The organism is Rossellomorea sp. DUT-2 (assembly GCF_052665285.1).
On the sequence record NZ_JBQPEO010000008.1, the window covers coordinates 1 to 15088 of the forward strand.

Below are 15088 nucleotides of genomic sequence, written 5' to 3' on the forward strand. Positions count from 1 at the left end.
CGAGATGAGATTTCCCATCACGTAAGTGAGTAAGATCCCTAGAAGATGACTAGGTAGATAGGTCAGAGATGGAAGCATGGCGACATGTGGAGTTGACTGATACTAATCGATCGAGGACTTAACCACAAAGAGTCATTTTTTAAATGAACAACATGGGTCGATATTCGGCTTTCTTGACATCAATTCTTTATCTAGTTTTGAAGGAACAACCCTTCAATTGAATATTCGTCTGGTGACAATGGCGAAGAGGTCACACCCGTTCCCATGCCGAACACGGAAGTTAAGCTCTTCAGCGCCGATGGTAGTTGGGGGATCTCCCCCTGTGAGAGTAGGACGTCGCCAGGCGAAATTTTATTTTTTGCATAATCACTTTATTAGTGAGGCTGCATATAGTAGAATAGATAGTAGTAATCATCTTAAGTAACATTTATATCGTCGCGGGGTGGAGCAGTTCGGTAGCTCGTCGGGCTCATAACCCGAAGGTCGCAGGTTCAAATCCTGTCCCCGCAATACCATTTTTGACTTGGGTTAGGATATTCCTTTATGAGTCACGCATGGATAGTTATTTTGACTCTCGTCAAAAAACTTTGGTCCGGTAGTTCAGTTGGTTAGAATGCCTGCCTGTCACGCAGGAGGTCGCGGGTTCGAGTCCCGTCCGGACCGCCATTATTGTTTATTCAAACGAAACTTTGTTTCGTTTTTTTTATTGTCTGTGACCACAACCTTTACTCTCATACCCGAAAAAGGGTAAACTACATATATACATTTTCCCTTAGGGTAACAAACGATCCTAAGGGTTTTTTATACTCTAAATGACGATTAAGGAGATTAACATGAATCAGTTTGAGATCATAACGACCAGTCCAGAGGAAACAGGCCAGTTTGCAGAGAAATTGGCAGCTCATTTGAAGCCTGGAGCTGTGTTAACATTAGAAGGTGATCTTGGGGCGGGAAAAACGACTTTTACCAAAGGTCTTGCCAAAGGCCTTGGTGTCACAAAGACGGTTAACAGTCCCACCTTTACCATCATTAAAGAATATAGGGGTCGTTTGCCTCTTTATCATATGGATGTATACAGGTTGGATGATTCCTTTGAAGATTTGGGATTCGACGAATACTTTGAAGGGGAAGGTGTGACCGTCGTTGAGTGGGCTCACTTAATTCAAGATCAACTTCCGGAAGAATTATTAAGTCTATCGATTTTCCGGGAGGGCGATTCCACGAGAAGAATCGTGTTGAAGCCCTATGGCGATCGATATAGTGAATTGTGTAAGGAGATTGTGTCATGACGATATTATCGATTGATACCTCCAATTATCCGTTAGGCGTCTCGCTTATCGAGGAAGACAAAGTAATTGGGGAGTACATTACGTATATTAAGAAGAATCATTCAGTAAGAGCCATGCCGGCTATCGAACAATTGTTAAAGGATTGCGGGATTGAGGCGAAAGACTTAACGAAGGTTGTGGTTGCAAATGGTCCGGGTTCCTATACAGGTGTAAGGATAGGGGTGACCTTGGCGAAGACCCTTGCATGGTCTCTCGGCATCCCCCTTATTCCAGTATCAAGTCTTGCGACACTGGCTTCCTCTGGACGATATTTTACAGGGTATATTGTTCCCTTGTTCGATGCAAGAAGGGGACAGGTATACACGGGACTTTATGAGTTTCAGGGAGATCAATTAATTTGTGTGGAAAATGATTGCAACGTACTGCTGGAAGAATGGGTGACGAAGTTAAAAGATTTTAATAAAGATATACTCTTTGTCGGTAATGATGTTGCCCTTCACGAGAACATGATTATGGAAGTACTGGGAGATCAGGCAAAAATCGCTCCTTTTGTCAGTCATAATCCGCGTCCATCTGAGCTTGCTTTTATTGGTAGTGGTCTGAAAGAGGCGTCGGCTCATGAAGTGCTCCCTAATTATATACGGATGGCTGAAGCAGAAGTGAAATGGCTGGAATCTCAAAAAAAATCTGAATAGAAGATAAGGGAACGTTAGAATATGGATATACGATTTATGACGATTGATGATTTAGATGCTGTAATGGAAATTGAAAATCAATCTTTTAGCATTCCTTGGAGCCGGGACGCTTTCTTGAATGAGATCGAACATAACCACCTGTCTACGTATCTCGTTGCCGAGGATGAAGACAAGCTTGCAGGATACTGTGGGGTGTGGCTTGTAGTGGATGAGGCTCATATCACCAATGTGGCTGTGCTCCCGGATTATCGGGGGCGGGGCTTGGGAGAAGGCCTCATGCGCAAGATCATGGGTATTGCGATTGAATTTGGAGCTCGTGTGATGACCCTCGAAGTCAGGGTATCCAATACAGCTGCACAACATTTATATCGAAAGCTCGGGTTTCAAGATGGAGGAATCCGTAAGCGGTATTATTCCGATAATCAAGAGGATGCTTTAGTAATGTGGGTGAATTTATGAAAAAAGATATGTTTGTATTGGGAATTGAGACAAGCTGTGATGAAACAGCTGTTGCAATTGTGAAAAATGGAACAGAGATTGTGGCGAACATTGTTTCGTCTCAAATTGAAAGTCATAAGCGGTTCGGTGGAGTCGTCCCTGAAATTGCTTCACGCCATCATGTGGAGCAGGTTACGTTTGTGCTGGAGGAAGCGCTTGAACAAGCTGGTATGACGATGGACGAAATTGATTGTGTCGCCGTGACGGAAGGACCCGGTTTGGTGGGAGCCCTTCTGATTGGTGTCAATGCTGCCAAGGCACTCGCGTTTGCTCATAACAAACCTTTGGTAGGTGTCCATCACATTGCAGGACATATTTATGCAAATCGATTGGTGAAAGAGATGAGGTTTCCTCTGCTTTCATTAGTTGTTTCCGGAGGTCATACAGAGATTGTGTTCATGAAAGAGCATGGTTCGTTTCAAGTGATCGGGGAGACCCGGGATGATGCAGCCGGTGAAGCCTATGATAAAGTGGCCCGGACCTTGAGTCTTCCGTATCCTGGGGGACCCCATATCGATCGGTTGGCTCATGAAGGGGAACCTAATCTTGATTTGCCCCGTGCATGGCTGGAAGAGGGTTCCTATGATTTTAGCTTCAGTGGATTGAAGTCGGCGGTTATTAACACGCTACACAATGCGAAGCAAAAAGGAGTAACCATTCATCCACAGGACTTGGCGGCGAGCTTTCAAGCCAGTGTGATTGATGTGTTAGTGACCAAAACCGTTAAAGCGGTAAAGGAATATGGAGTGGAACAAGTATTACTTGCTGGTGGAGTTGCCGCCAATAAAGGCTTACGCGCTGCCCTTCAAGAAGCATTTGAAGGGGTGGAAGCGGAGTTGATCATTCCTCCTTTATCACTTTGTACGGATAATGCTGCTATGATTGCAGCTGCTGGAACGGTCTTATTCCAACAAGGAAAAAGAGGGAGCATGGATATGAATGCTCATCCTGGACTTGATATCGAGAACTTCTAAAAGGGAAAGCTTAAACGAAACTTCGTTTAAGCTTTTTTTTATATCCAGTGATTGTTGATATCTTGTGAGTGAATGAGAGTAAAAAGAAACGAACATACGTTTTATCAACAGACTGTGGATAAAGTGTTAGTAACTATATAAATGATGTGTACACTTTGTGAAAAAGATCTAGTGTTAATAACCTATTTCTTGGAAGTGTATGTGGATAACTCAAGTTATAATTGTGGATTATGTGGAAAAACTCTGTTAACAACGGATAAACGGGATTTGAATTGTGGATAATGATGTGGAATAAAACAGGATTGGGGTCCTAGAGTTATCCCCAATCCTGTGGATTACTGTTCTTCTTGAAGAATCTCTTCAAGTTCTGTCCATTCTTCCAATAGAGAATCAAGCTCTTCTTTTGCTTTTGTGAGGGAGTCATTGATGTCCTGTACCTTTTCGTGATCTTGAAAGACGTCAGGGTCACAGAGAAGATCCTCTTTTTCCTGGATGTCTTCTTCAAGAGCTTCCATGAGACCTTCGATTTCTTCTACTCTTCGTTTTCGTTGACGCTCAAGCTTCTTCGACTCTTTATCGATTTTATGGGACTGTTTTTGAGTTGTCACCTGTGAAGACACCTGTTCTCCTTGTTCCATCCGTTCGAGGGCAGCCAGCTCTTCCTGCTGTTGTAATTTCTCTACATAATAATCGTAATCGCCAAGGTATTCGGTCGATCCCTTTTTGGACAGTTCTACAACCTTTGTGGCAATTCGATTGATGAAATAACGGTCGTGTGATACAAAGAGAATCGTCCCAGGGTAGTCAATCAAGGCATTCTCCAGCACTTCTTTGCTGTCTAAATCCAGATGGTTCGTCGGCTCATCCAGGATCAAGACATTCCCTTTTTCCATCATGAGCTTGGAAAGTGCCAGACGTGCCTTTTCTCCACCACTCAGTGTGGAAACAGGCTTTAAGACATCTTCCCCTGAGAATAAGAAGTTCCCGAGTACAGTGCGGATTTCTTTTTCCATTTTCATTGGGTATTCGTCCCACAGTTCATTTAAGACGGTCTTATTAGAAGATAGTTCGGCTTGTTCTTGATCATAATAACTAATCGAAACATTCGATCCGAATTTAAATGCTCCTTCTAGAGGGTGCAGTTTATTGACCAATGTTTTCAACAGAGTCGATTTCCCGATCCCGTTTGGACCTACAAGGGCGATACTGTCTCCCTTTTTAACAGAGAAGTCGTTATGAGAGGAAACCTGTTCGTCTATTCCATATCCGATAGTAAGATCTTGGACGTGGAGAACATCATTTCCACTTGGACGATCAATTTGAAAAGCAAAGTTGGCAGATTTCTCATCTCCAAGGGGTCTATCCATCTTGTCCATTCGTTCCAGCTTTTTTCGGCGGCTTTGGGCCATCTTAGTTGTTGAAGCACGGGCGATATTCCGTTGGATGAAGTCTTCGAGTTTAGCGACCTCCTGTTGCTGGCGTTCGAACATCTTGAGATCCTTTTCGTAGTCTTCTGCTTTCTGTTCAAGGTATTTACTGTAGTTACCCAGGTATTTTTTGCTTCGATTACGGGAAATCTCATACACTTGATTGACGACGCTATCCAGGAAGTATCGGTCATGGGAAACAATCAGGACGGCTCCTTCATAGCTTTGAAGGTATGTCTCAAGCCACGATAAAGTCTCAATATCAAGATGGTTGGTCGGCTCATCGAGAATAAGAATGTCAGGTCTGGTTAAGAGTAGTTTACCAAGAGCGAGACGGGTTTTCTGGCCACCGCTCAAAGTGGATATCTTTGTATCGTAATCGAAATCTGCGAAATTCAAGCCGTGAAGGACAGAGCGGATATCGGCTTCATATTGGTAACCTCCAGAATCCTTGAACCTGACCTGAAGCCCATCGTATTCTTTTAATACGCGTTGATAAAGCTCTTCTTGATCATACACCGAAGGATCGGCCATCTGTTGCTCCAATATTCTTAATTGCTTTTCCTGCCTCTGCAATTCCTCGAAGACGGTCAGCATTTCCGACCAAATGGAAAGATCAGACTCCAAGCCGGTATTCTGAGCCAGGTATCCAATGGTAACCCCTTTTGGTTTCGTGATGTCTCCGGAATCATAGGAGAGATGTCCTGCAATTATTCTTAAAAGAGTCGACTTTCCTGCTCCGTTGCGTCCGACGAGAGCAACCCGATCTCTTGTCTGTATTTCAAGCTTAATATTTGATAGGATATTATCGGCACCAAAGTTTTTCGTTAGTTGATTCACTTGTAGTAGAATCATGACGTTTCACCTCTATTTCATAGTGCTAGTGTACCGTATTTGGGAGGTGAACGGCAATAAATCGACTATTAATCTTCGTACACTTAGGATAAAATATAGTGTATGATGGGTAGTAGAGTTTTAAATTCTGTATGCTTTCTATTTTGGAAGCGGTATCAGAGGTTTTGAATAGATGTGGGGGAATACAATATGAACCAGGATACAACGAAAATTCCACAGGCAACGGCTAAGCGCCTTCCGCTATATTATCGCTTTATCAAGAATCTGTACTCGTCGGGAAAGCAGAGGGTTTCATCGAAAGAATTGAGTGAAGCGGTGAAGGTCGATTCTGCCACGATACGCAGGGATTTTTCTTATTTTGGCGCGTTGGGTAAAAAGGGTTATGGATATAATGTCAATTATCTTCTATCCTTTTTTCGTAAGACATTGGATCAAGATGCTATTACGAAGGTTGTGCTGATAGGAGTAGGGAATCTCGGTACAGCTTTTCTTCATTATAATTTCATAAAAAATAATAATACTAAGATTGAAATGGCTTTTGAAGTGGATGAAAAGAAGGTTGGGACACAAATTAGCGATGTACCCGTTTATCATTTAGATGATTTAGAAGAGGGTCTTGAGGGGCATGATATTGAAGTGGCCATTCTGACGGTTCCGGCATCTTCTGCTCAGAATATCACAGACCGATTGGTTTCCTCTAATATTAAGGGAATCCTGAATTTCACTCCTGCGAGATTAACGGTGCCGGACCATATTCGAGTCCATCATATTGATTTGGCAGTTGAGCTTCAATCACTGGTATACTTCTTAAAGCATTATTCAGAGGATGACACGGAAATGTCACAAGATGGAATCATATCCGAATAGAAAATGATTCGTATTTACGTTATGATAGAATGGTAAAAGAGGAGGTGTCTCATTATGTTAGGTGCAGGTAGTATCGTACTTATAACGGTTGTTGCTTTACTGATCTTTGGACCAAAGAAATTGCCTGAGTTAGGGAAAGCAGCCGGTAATACATTACGCGAATTTAAAAATGCAACAAAGGGCTTAGCAGATGATGAGGACGATAATAGTAAAAAAGCTAAGTAGGGTAGGATGAACGCCATGAGTCAAAGTCAAAGAGACATGACAGTCTATGAACATATAGGAGAATTGCAAAAACGACTCATGTTTGTAGTCGTTTTCTTCTTGTTAGCGGTAATCGTGAGCTTTTTTCTTGCGGAGCCGTTGATTCGATACTTGCAGCACGCGGATGAAGCGAAAGAATTGACGATGAACGCCTTTCGGATTACAGACCCTCTCAAAATCTATATGGAAATGATCATGTTTATTGCGATCATCATGACATCCCCCCTTATCCTATTTCAAGTGTGGTCATTCATAAGTCCAGGCTTATACGAGAGAGAGAGGAAGGTAACGCTTAGTTACATACCGATTTCTGTCATTCTTTTCTTAGGTGGATTGTCATTTTCATATTTTATTTTGTTTCCATATGTTGTGAAATTCATGATGGGTTTATCAACCAATCTGAATATCCAGCAAGTGATTGGAATTAATGAATACTTTCATTTCCTGTTTCAAATAACCATTCCATTTGGATTTCTCTTTCAACTGCCGGTTATTATGCTGTTTCTGACACGCCTTGGGATTATTACCCCGATGCTGCTGGCGCAAATGAGAAAAGTGGCGTACTTCATACTGTTGGTCATTGCAGCCTTCATTACACCACCGGACATCGTCTCGCATTTAATGGTGACCGTTCCTTTGCTTCTTCTTTATGAAATCAGTATTTGGATTTCTAAAATCGGGTATAAAAAGGTTTTAGAAGCAGAACAAAAGCTTGAAATGGAACAGTTCGAGGATAAAAATAAGGATTGATCATTTGATCAATCCTTATTTTTTATTCTCTATTTTCTTTTTGATTTTGAAATGCAGCAACACCATCCGCAACCCGGAGCCAAAATCAAGGGTTGCCAGAAAGACAAGCATATAAGCGAAAAATCCCCAACCATCATCCTGTACATTTTGCACAGCAAAGTATGTGAAGAGCACACCGAGAAGGAGATAGATCACGCCTGAGAATAATGGTGATCTCCTCATAGAAATAATCCTCCAATAAATCCTTGTATTTGTTCAGCTTCGTTGATCATTTTTTCAATTTCATCCTTATAGATAGATTGCATTAGAACGACCGTTGTATTCATGGCAACATGGGCAAATATTGGAACCAGGATACGCTTCGTTTTGACATAAAGAAACGCAAAGGTAAAGCCCATGGCAGAGTACAGGATCACATGCACAGGCTCAAAATGAGCAAGGGCAAAGATAACAGAGCTGATTAACGCGGCGAAGAAGAAATTCATCTTCTCGTAAAGAACGCCGAAGATAATCTTTCTGAATACTATCTCTTCCAGTATAGGCCCGATGATTGCAGCGACCATCATGGATAGGGGTACCTTTTCAATAATGCTGATAATCATCTGAGTGTTTTCAGACCCCATCTCGATTCCGAGCGCATACTCGACTTGTATGGCGACGGATTGAGCAATGAACGCCATAAAGATTCCGACCACGGCCCATACGATGGAACTGCCTGCATTCATGGGAGCGGAACGTTCAAGTCCGGTGCTTGTTTCACTCTTCCTTAGAATGCCCCACACAACGAGCAGCGTTAACGTAAAGCTGATGATGAGCCAATATCCCGGAACAACACTTTTAACTGTATCTTCGGGTTGTCCAAGCACATCTACACCAATCTTAAGTAATAAGGGGATGCCTACAATACTTGAAAGCTGCATGACAATATAGGTAATTAAGATATATCCGAAATGTTTTTTCAACGTTTGATCTCCTTTGGCACCTGTTAGATGAAGAACAACTTCATTTCATCTTGATCTCACTCTTGTACAATTCTACTAAGAAAAGAGGAACTGTTCAAATCTAAGGGTTTTGTTAGAATTGTCACACTTCAATCGATAGTAATAAAGCCATACGGGGAGGCATAGGATAGGAGGGTGTGAAAAAAAGAGAAATATGACGAAAAAAATTTTAAGCAGGACTCTTGCAAAATGAAAACGAATTAATTAATATAATAGTTGTGTTAGCACTCACAGTGAGCGAGTGCTAATAAATATCATTTACATAATTTCAAGGAGGTTGTTTCACTTGTTAAAACCACTAGGTGATCGCGTCGTTATCGAGCTAGTTGAGTCAGAAGAAAAAACAGCAAGCGGTATTGTGCTACCGGATTCCGCAAAGGAAAAGCCACAAGAGGGTAAAGTGATGGCTGTAGGTACTGGTCGCATTCTTGACAACGGTGAGCGCGTTGCTCTTGAGGTAGCTGTCGGCGATCGAATCATTTTCTCTAAATACGCTGGTACAGAAGTGAAATACCAAGGCACAGAATACCTGATCCTTCGTGATAGCGATATTCTGGCTGTAGTTGGCGAATAATCAAACTTCGTATATAAACAATACTTTATTTAAATAAGAGGAGGACTTTATCAATGGCTAAAGATATTAAATTCAGCGAAGAAGCACGCCGTTCCATGCTTCGCGGTGTCGATCAATTAGCAAATGCAGTAAAAGTAACTCTTGGACCAAAAGGACGTAACGTGGTACTTGAGAAAAAATTCGGTTCACCACTTATTACAAATGATGGTGTAACCATTGCGAAAGAAATCGAACTCGAAGATGCATTCGAAAACATGGGTGCGAAATTGGTTGCTGAAGTAGCAAGCAAAACAAATGAAATCGCCGGTGACGGTACAACGACTGCAACGGTCCTTGCTCAAGCGATGATCCGTGAAGGTCTTAAAAACGTAACAGCTGGTGCTAACCCTGTTGGCGTTCGTAAAGGGATCGAAAAAGCGGTTCAAGCGGCTATCGAAGAATTAAAAGTGATTTCTAAGCCAATCGAAGGCAAAGATTCCATCGCTCAGGTTGCGGCAATCTCAGCTGCTGACGAAGAAGTGGGTCAACTGATTGCAGAAGCAATGGAGCGCGTTGGGAACGACGGTGTTATCACGATCGAAGAATCAAAAGGATTCACAACAGAACTTGATGTTGTAGAAGGAATGCAATTTGACCGTGGATATGCATCTCCATACATGGTGACTGATTCTGATAAGATGGAAGCCGTTCTTGAAAATCCATACATCTTAATCACTGACAAGAAAATCGGCAACATCCAGGAAGTACTTCCTGTTCTTGAGCAAGTCGTACAACAAGGTAAGCCACTATTAATGGTAGCGGAAGATGTTGAAGGTGAAGCACTTGCAACGCTTGTTGTGAACAAACTTCGCGGAACATTCAACGCTGTTGCTGTTAAAGCGCCTGGCTTCGGTGACCGTCGTAAAGCAATGCTTGAAGACTTAGCGGTACTTACAGGTGGAGAAGTGATCACAGAGGATCTTGGACTGGATCTTAAATCTGCGAACATCACTCAACTTGGCCGCGCTGCGAAAGTAGTGGTAACGAAAGAAAACACTACTGTTGTAGAAGGTTCTGGAGATCCGGAAAAAATCGCAGCTCGCGTAAACCAAATCCGTGCTCAATTAGAAGAGTCCACTTCTGAATTCGACAAGGAAAAATTACAAGAGCGCCTTGCTAAGCTTGCAGGTGGAGTAGCAGTCGTGAAAGTTGGAGCTGCGACTGAAACTGAGCTTAAAGAGCGTAAGCTTCGTATCGAAGACGCATTGAACTCTACTCGTGCAGCAGTGGAAGAAGGTATCGTTTCCGGTGGTGGTACTGCCCTTGTGAACGTATACAACAAAGTAGCATCAATCGAAGCGGATGCAGATGTAGCAACTGGTATCAACATCGTGCTGCGTGCTCTTGAAGAGCCGATCCGTCAAATCGCTCACAACGCTGGATTAGAAGGTTCTATCATCGTAGAACGTCTGAAGAAGGAAGAAGTAGGTGTCGGATTCAACGCAGCTACTGGTGAGTGGGTCAACATGATCGAAAAAGGTATCGTAGATCCTACCAAAGTAACTCGTTCTGCACTTCAAAACGCAGCGTCTGTAGCAGCAATGTTCCTGACTACTGAAGCAGTAGTAGCGGACATTCCTGAAGAAGGCGGCGGCATGCCAGATATGTCTGGTATGGGCGGCATGGGTGGAATGGGCGGCATGATGTAATAACGCCCCCAAACCCTTGATATGAGTGGGTTTTTGAGTAAGGTAAGAGTGAAATGCTAACATTTTGCTAACATTGAGGATATTAACGGAGGCTTCTCATGAGTTCGCAGAACTTTTGGGAAGCTTCTTTTTTCATTTCATGGGTTACGTGGAGATACACATTTTTAGTAATTTGATCATCTGTATGACCGAGCCGATCCATGATTTGTTCAAGCGAAACACCGGCTTCTGCTAAGAGAGACGTATGCGTATGTCTCAAAGAGTGTGGTGTTAATGACGAATTTAAATCGGCCATATTAAGTAGTCTCTTCATTCTGTTTTGTACTGTCTTAATGACAATTGGATAACCGAATTTTCTTTCCATCTTCGCAAATATAAAATCTTGATCGTAGTAATCTTTCCCTATTCTCTTAATTACTTCATTTTGAACTTCCTTATGTTTCATTAAGGCTCCAATTACTTCTTCATCTACAATAATTTTTCTCCTTGACTTTCGGGTTTTCGGTGTCACTAATTGATATTCTAAGGTATTATTATTGGGATTGTAATAAGTCTTGGTTATACTTATGTTGTGGTTTATGAAGTCCACATCCTTCCACTTAAGAGCAACTAGCTCTCCAACCCTTATTCCTGTATAGGCTAAGACCAAAAACACCAGGTAATCATGTTCAAGCCCATTATATTTGGCTGTTTCTAAAAACAAGGCGAGCTCTTCTTTTTCAAGGTACTTTGGAATTTCCTCTTCCTCTAACTGTTCAATCGTTTTCTTATCTTTTTTTACATAAGCAAACTCGGTAGGATCTTTCTTAATTAGCTCCAGTTCGAGTGCCTTTCGGAATATCATTCTTCCTGTTCTGTTAATTCCATCCCTGGTACTATCAGAGTAACCTTGGTCTTTTAGGTCGTTTAAAGCATCTTGATACATCTTTCTTGTAATGTCTTTTAATTTTAGTTGAGCAAAGTAGGTCAATAATTTTCCAATCTCATGGAGGCGTACACGAATAGTTCCCGGCTTTACATCTTTTGAATCACTATAGACGGGAAGCCACTCAGCTGCAAAATCACTGAAGGCTTTATCTGTTTCCTCTAAATATATTCCTTGGTTTACTTCATGAATTAGAGTGGCAGCAGCTTCTTCAGCCTCCTGTTTAGTATTAAAACCGCTCTTTACTTTTTGTTTTCTTTTTCCGGTGATTGGATCTAGTCCAATATCAATGGTAAAAGCCCATTTTGAGCCACAAATGCATTTTTTCTTTTTGCACTTGCAACCTCTTCTGTAGAAATGTCCTCTCATATCATTGATTTACCTCTCTTTCTTATAATGATTTGCTTTAAAATAACATTATGTCCACTCAAGAAGAAATAATTCGAGAAAATAATAAAGAGAAGTAAAAGTCTAAGGCATTAGCAAAACATAAGAAAATTGAAAATAATAACTTGTTATGGGATAATTAGGATAATAAAAACCTGAAATCTATACCCCTTTTTAGGATAGAAAGGATATACCCCGATGTGAATTCTTAGTTACTAGTTAAAATGATAAAACTAAATAAATTTACTATTGATAGAATAAAAGGGGTATAAAAATGTTTAAAAATAGGTCGTTTAATTACTTATGGATAGGTCAATCAATAGCAGACATAGCTGACGTTTTTTATATAATTGCAACTATTTCTGTATTGTATAACTTATCACAATCAGCAACTTTAACTGCAATGGTTCCACTAGTAATTACTAGTGCAATGTTTATCTCTGGAGTTATTTCTCCACTATTAATAGATAAATATATTATTAATAAACTTTTATTTGTGACTCAGTTAATGAAAACAGGTTTATTGATAGTGTTATGGTGCTTTTCTTATTACATTTCTTTCGACTCAATATTCCTACTGTTAGTTATAGTCTTCCTGATTGGGTTATTAGATGGGTGTGCTAACCCATTAAAGAACTCACTAGTGCCTATCCTCGTTTCTGAAGAACAGTTGGTAAAGGCTAATAGTTTAGTTTCTGCCCTATATCAAACAATTAAATTAGGTAGTTGGCCAATTGGTAGTATTTTATTGGTTTTAATTGGATATAAGTTAGTAATACTAACAGTTTGCGTCTTATATCTTTTTTCATCTATTTTAATCGGATTGATAGAAAATGTAAAAAAAGTAGAACAGCCATTAACAATTAGTAAAGGAACACAGTTAAAAGAAGGTTGGGTTTTAATTTGGAATAATAAAAGACTGAGAACATTAATCAGTATGGATATCATGGAAACTATCGCAAGTGTTGTCTGGATTGCAGCAATTCTTTATATCTACGTTGAAGAAGCGTTAGGTGTGGATAAAGAATGGTGGGGATATATTAACGGATCATTTTTTCTAGGTTTGTTTGTAGGATCTTTATTTTCCTTAAAGAAAGACAAATTGTTGGAAAGATATTCTTATAATTTCATCTTATTAGGGACGAGCTTAAGTGCGGTATTAACATTGCTTTTTGGTAATATCTCAATACCAATTTTAGCTTTAATCCTATCTGGCATGATAGGTTTATTTTCACAACCTAAAGATGTGTCTCAGCAAACTATATTACAAAAAAGCACAACAACAGATTTATTACCTAAAGTTTTCTCAGCTCAAATGACGCTCGTAACAAGTATTTTTGGTGTGACTTCATTAGTCTTTGGAATCATTGTTGATAAGGTGGGAATTCACTGGGTGTTCAATATATCAGGAGCTTTATTATTAGTAGTAACACTCCTAGTTATAAAGTCCAGAGATTTCTTAGTATTAAGCAAAGTAAAACAATTACAACAATAAAAAAATTTAGAACTCATTAGGCTTCTAATGAGTTCTATTTTCTGAAGGTTTAGTTGTTAAGAGAATAAGTAACATCACTAAAATTGGGGTTATCCACAAATTTTCTCATTAAATCTAACGTTAGTAATCCTTGTTCGCCTAAAAATTTCTTTTTTTCGTTAACTTCATCTAAGGTTAACTGTAGGTTTGCTAAGTATTGTTTAGACTTAATTTTATCATTTAGCATAAAATATAGATGCATTATACCAATTGAGACTCCTGCAGCATGAAATGATCTGTCTAAAGGTCGCTTCATTTCTAAGATTGTTGAGGTTACCAGTGCTTCCTCAGTGGCACAGTCATTTGCATTTGGAAACATACAATTTACCATATCATCTAAAAATATACTTTGATGAATAAACTCATGGTATACTGCTTCTGCATAGTCAACTATTGTCCAATCTGCTTGTGGATTTAACCATATTAGTCCTAATACATTTGAAACTGATCCCCCACCAAAGAGGTCTTTCTTCAGTATTAAGAAAGTCCCAACAAGAGTGTTTATTGCTGCATGAAGGTTAGGATGAAGAACCCTTATTAATTCAATTGCCTTATTTAAATTATTTCGAATAAACTGTTGTTCGTCTGTTGAATAAATGTGTTGGTCATTATCTAAGTCACTTTGATCAATCATACCTAATGATAATAGCTTATTTTGCAAGGCTTGATCAAAAAAGGTGATATGCATTTCATCGTTAGAGTATGGAACAGGAACATCCTGAAGAAAGTTAATTGTTTCAAAATAATATTCTTTTATAGATAAATTTTTGGCTAGCGTATAGTTTAATTCTTTTTCGCAAAACTCTTTAAGTATATCTATATTTCTTTCAATGTTTGATTTGGTTAAGAAAGGCAACATTATTTCTTTCTTAGAAAGTAATTGGGTCACTAATAGTTCCTCCTTTAAAGAATTCCCACCATCCATAGATAGTGGGAATCATAAATTGTTATTTTGCTAGGTGAATTTGCATGCGAAGTGGCTGTACTACTACTGACATCTTTTCATCTTTTAGGTAGTGATCAATATAACGTTTGATATTTGCTTCGTTTTTTAAACTCATCTTAATTTCCCCCCTTTCTATGGTTAAATTATATTTTGTTGTCAGAATTTTTTGTACTACAATATATTGCATATTTTATGAAAATGTTTTTTCTTTCAACAATCCAGAACGATAGGCTTGAATTCCTAGTTCTACCCGGGTGGAGATGTTCCATTTGTTTTTTATATTCGATATAATTTCACCAACTCTTCTTTTACTAACAAAGATTGTATTAGCGATTTCACCATCTGTTTTACCTTCACTGACTAACTGAGCAACATAAATTTCTTGACTAGATAAGTTAATTTTTTGCTGCATAA

16 protein-coding genes, 2 tRNA genes and 2 rRNA genes are annotated in these 15088 nt (G+C 39.8%); 14 read left to right on the plus strand and 6 right to left on the minus strand.

Going from position 1 to position 15088, the window contains the following annotated elements:
* From ACOSV2_RS21020 to tsaD, 8 genes are all read left to right on the plus strand, one after another.
* Positions 1-126, plus strand: a 23S ribosomal RNA gene (locus ACOSV2_RS21020); the annotation flags it as partial.
* 102 nt (positions 127-228) lie between these two features.
* Positions 229-345: ribosomal RNA gene (gene rrf / locus ACOSV2_RS21025) — 5S ribosomal RNA — on the plus strand.
* A gap of 91 nt (positions 346-436) precedes the next feature.
* Positions 437-510, plus strand: a tRNA-Met gene (locus ACOSV2_RS21030).
* 79 nt (positions 511-589) lie between these two features.
* Positions 590-666 (plus strand) — tRNA-Asp (locus tag ACOSV2_RS21035).
* A gap of 167 nt (positions 667-833) precedes the next feature.
* Positions 834-1289, plus strand: coding sequence for a tRNA (adenosine(37)-N6)-threonylcarbamoyltransferase complex ATPase subunit type 1 TsaE (tsaE, locus tag ACOSV2_RS21040; RefSeq protein WP_428976749.1), 456 nt, complete (start codon positions 834-836; stop codon positions 1287-1289).
* On the plus strand, positions 1286-1984 hold the full coding sequence (gene tsaB, locus ACOSV2_RS21045; protein WP_428976750.1) for a tRNA (adenosine(37)-N6)-threonylcarbamoyltransferase complex dimerization subunit type 1 TsaB: 699 nt from the start codon (positions 1286-1288) through the stop codon (positions 1982-1984). Before tsaE ends, tsaB begins: the two co-directional genes overlap by 4 nt.
* Before the next feature lie 21 nt (positions 1985-2005).
* Positions 2006-2443 carry a ribosomal protein S18-alanine N-acetyltransferase gene (gene rimI / locus ACOSV2_RS21050; protein WP_428976751.1) on the plus strand — a complete coding sequence of 146 codons (438 nt, stop codon included), beginning with the start codon at positions 2006-2008 and terminating at the stop codon, positions 2441-2443.
* Positions 2440-3456: a tRNA (adenosine(37)-N6)-threonylcarbamoyltransferase complex transferase subunit TsaD gene (tsaD, locus tag ACOSV2_RS21055; RefSeq protein ID WP_428976752.1), complete on the plus strand. Its 1017-nt coding sequence runs from the start codon at positions 2440-2442 to the stop codon at positions 3454-3456. The genes rimI and tsaD overlap by 4 nt, the downstream gene beginning before the upstream one ends.
* 335 nt (positions 3457-3791) lie before the next feature.
* Here tsaD and ACOSV2_RS21060 read toward each other — a convergent pair whose 3' ends face one another.
* A complete protein-coding gene (locus ACOSV2_RS21060; RefSeq protein WP_428976753.1) occupies positions 3792-5738 on the minus strand; it encodes an ABC-F family ATP-binding cassette domain-containing protein in 1947 nt (648 codons plus the stop codon).
* Positions 5739-5927: 189 nt separating this feature from the next.
* On the opposite strand from ACOSV2_RS21060, the gene ACOSV2_RS21065 reads away from it, so the two are divergent.
* The 3 genes from ACOSV2_RS21065 to tatC are packed head-to-tail and all read left to right on the plus strand — an operon-like array spanning position 5928 to position 7619.
* Positions 5928-6605, plus strand: a complete 678-nt coding sequence (locus ACOSV2_RS21065; RefSeq protein WP_397554610.1) for a redox-sensing transcriptional repressor Rex — start codon at positions 5928-5930, stop codon at positions 6603-6605.
* Positions 6606-6659: 54 nt separating this feature from the next.
* Complete coding sequence (locus ACOSV2_RS21070) at positions 6660-6830, plus strand: twin-arginine translocase TatA/TatE family subunit (protein ID WP_044340658.1); 171 nt, start codon at positions 6660-6662, stop codon at positions 6828-6830.
* Between the two features lie 15 nt (positions 6831-6845).
* Positions 6846-7619, plus strand: a complete 774-nt coding sequence (tatC, locus tag ACOSV2_RS21075) for a twin-arginine translocase subunit TatC (protein ID WP_428976754.1) — start codon at positions 6846-6848, stop codon at positions 7617-7619.
* 15 nt (positions 7620-7634) lie between these two features.
* On the opposite strand, the gene ACOSV2_RS21080 is transcribed toward tatC, so the two are convergent.
* Complete coding sequence (locus ACOSV2_RS21080; RefSeq protein ID WP_113971435.1) at positions 7635-7841, minus strand: YdiK family protein; 207 nt, start codon at positions 7839-7841, stop codon at positions 7635-7637.
* On the minus strand, positions 7838-8581 hold the full coding sequence (locus ACOSV2_RS21085) for a CPBP family intramembrane glutamic endopeptidase (protein WP_428976755.1): 744 nt from the start codon (positions 8579-8581) through the stop codon (positions 7838-7840). Before ACOSV2_RS21085 ends, ACOSV2_RS21080 begins: the two co-directional genes overlap by 4 nt.
* 325 nt (positions 8582-8906) lie before the next feature.
* On the opposite strand from ACOSV2_RS21085, the gene groES reads away from it, so the two are divergent.
* Both groES and groL read left to right on the plus strand, forming a co-directional pair.
* On the plus strand, positions 8907-9194 hold the full coding sequence (gene groES, locus ACOSV2_RS21090; RefSeq protein ID WP_034766060.1) for a co-chaperone GroES: 288 nt from the start codon (positions 8907-8909) through the stop codon (positions 9192-9194).
* Between the two features lie 53 nt (positions 9195-9247).
* Complete coding sequence (gene groL / locus ACOSV2_RS21095; RefSeq protein WP_034766062.1) at positions 9248-10882, plus strand: chaperonin GroEL; 1635 nt, start codon at positions 9248-9250, stop codon at positions 10880-10882.
* 82 nt (positions 10883-10964) lie between these two features.
* Here the strand turns inward: groL and ACOSV2_RS21100 are convergent, their stop codons facing one another.
* On the minus strand, positions 10965-12176 hold the full coding sequence (locus ACOSV2_RS21100) for a site-specific integrase (RefSeq protein WP_428976756.1): 1212 nt from the start codon (positions 12174-12176) through the stop codon (positions 10965-10967).
* Between the two features lie 292 nt (positions 12177-12468).
* On the opposite strand from ACOSV2_RS21100, the gene ACOSV2_RS21105 reads away from it, so the two are divergent.
* Positions 12469-13689, plus strand: coding sequence for an MFS transporter (locus tag ACOSV2_RS21105; protein WP_428976757.1), 1221 nt, complete (start codon positions 12469-12471; stop codon positions 13687-13689).
* A 49-nt stretch (positions 13690-13738) separates the two neighbouring features.
* Here ACOSV2_RS21105 and ACOSV2_RS21110 read toward each other — a convergent pair whose 3' ends face one another.
* Both ACOSV2_RS21110 and ACOSV2_RS21115 read right to left on the minus strand, forming a co-directional pair.
* Complete coding sequence (locus ACOSV2_RS21110) at positions 13739-14617, minus strand: aKG-HExxH-type peptide beta-hydroxylase (protein WP_428976758.1); 879 nt, start codon at positions 14615-14617, stop codon at positions 13739-13741.
* A gap of 247 nt (positions 14618-14864) precedes the next feature.
* On the minus strand, positions 14865-15086 hold the full coding sequence (locus tag ACOSV2_RS21115; protein ID WP_428976759.1) for a response regulator transcription factor: 222 nt from the start codon (positions 15084-15086) through the stop codon (positions 14865-14867).
* Between the last annotated feature and the right edge of the window lie 2 nt (positions 15087-15088).

Excerpts from the sequence above, each read along its gene's own strand:
- rimI (WP_428976751.1), top strand. The coding sequence starts at position 2,006 with ATGGATATACGATTTATGACGATTGATGATTTAGATGCTGTAATGGAA.
- ACOSV2_RS21060 (WP_428976753.1), bottom strand. The coding sequence starts at position 5,738 with ATGATTCTACTACAAGTGAATCAACTAACGAAAAACTTTGGTGCCGAT.
- tsaB (WP_428976750.1), top strand. The coding sequence starts at position 1,286 with ATGACGATATTATCGATTGATACCTCCAATTATCCGTTAGGCGTCTCG.
- tsaD (WP_428976752.1), top strand. The coding sequence starts at position 2,440 with ATGAAAAAAGATATGTTTGTATTGGGAATTGAGACAAGCTGTGATGAA.
- ACOSV2_RS21105 (WP_428976757.1), top strand. The coding sequence starts at position 12,469 with ATGTTTAAAAATAGGTCGTTTAATTACTTATGGATAGGTCAATCAATA.
- ACOSV2_RS21115 (WP_428976759.1), bottom strand. The coding sequence starts at position 15,086 with ATGCAGCAAAAAATTAACTTATCTAGTCAAGAAATTTATGTTGCTCAG.
- groL (WP_034766062.1), top strand. The coding sequence starts at position 9,248 with ATGGCTAAAGATATTAAATTCAGCGAAGAAGCACGCCGTTCCATGCTT.
- ACOSV2_RS21080 (WP_113971435.1), bottom strand. The coding sequence starts at position 7,841 with ATGAGGAGATCACCATTATTCTCAGGCGTGATCTATCTCCTTCTCGGT.
- ACOSV2_RS21070 (WP_044340658.1), top strand. The coding sequence starts at position 6,660 with ATGTTAGGTGCAGGTAGTATCGTACTTATAACGGTTGTTGCTTTACTG.
- ACOSV2_RS21065 (WP_397554610.1), top strand. The coding sequence starts at position 5,928 with ATGAACCAGGATACAACGAAAATTCCACAGGCAACGGCTAAGCGCCTT.
- tsaE (WP_428976749.1), top strand. The coding sequence starts at position 834 with ATGAATCAGTTTGAGATCATAACGACCAGTCCAGAGGAAACAGGCCAG.
- ACOSV2_RS21100 (WP_428976756.1), bottom strand. The coding sequence starts at position 12,176 with ATGAGAGGACATTTCTACAGAAGAGGTTGCAAGTGCAAAAAGAAAAAA.
- tatC (WP_428976754.1), top strand. The coding sequence starts at position 6,846 with ATGAGTCAAAGTCAAAGAGACATGACAGTCTATGAACATATAGGAGAA.